The 653-nt window shown below is 54.2% G+C and carries 1 rRNA gene; it reads left to right on the top strand.

Going from position 1 to position 653, the window contains the following annotated elements:
* Positions 1–653: ribosomal RNA gene (locus tag ACYP2A_RS10805) — 23S ribosomal RNA — on the top strand; the annotation flags it as partial.

Here is a 653-nt window from a genome sequence, read left to right as displayed (position 1 = left end):
TGGAGCCATCCTTGAAATACCACCCTGGCAACTTTGAGGTTCTAACTCAGGTCCGTTATCCGGATCGAGGACAGTGTATGGTGGGTAGTTTGACTGGGGCGGTCTCCTCCCAAAGAGTAACGGAGGAGTACGAAGGTGCGCTCAGACCGGTCGGAAATCGGTCGTAGAGTATAAAGGCAAAAGCGCGCTTGACTGCGAGACCCACACGTCGAGCAGGTACGAAAGTAGGTCTTAGTGATCCGGTGGTTCTGTATGGAAGGGCCATCGCTCAACGGATAAAAGGTACTCCGGGGATAACAGGCTGATACCGCCCAAGAGTTCATATCGACGGCGGTGTTTGGCACCTCGATGTCGGCTCATCACATCCTGGGGCTGAAGCCGGTCCCAAGGGTATGGCTGTTCGCCATTTAAAGTGGTACGCGAGCTGGGTTTAGAACGTCGTGAGACAGTTCGGTCCCTATCTGCCGTGGACGTTTGAGATTTGAGAGGGGCTGCTCCTAGTACGAGAGGACCGGAGTGGACGAACCTCTGGTGTTCCGGTTGTCACGCCAGTGGCATTGCCGGGTAGCTATGTTCGGGAAAGATAACCGCTGAAAGCATCTAAGCGGGAAACTTGCCTCAAGATGAGATCTCACTGGAACCTTGAGTTCCCT

The sequence above is a fragment of the Pseudomonas sp. 3A(2025) genome, from assembly GCF_054589175.1.
Note: the sequence above shows the minus strand (reverse complement) of the source record. Positions and strands in the feature narration are given on the sequence as shown.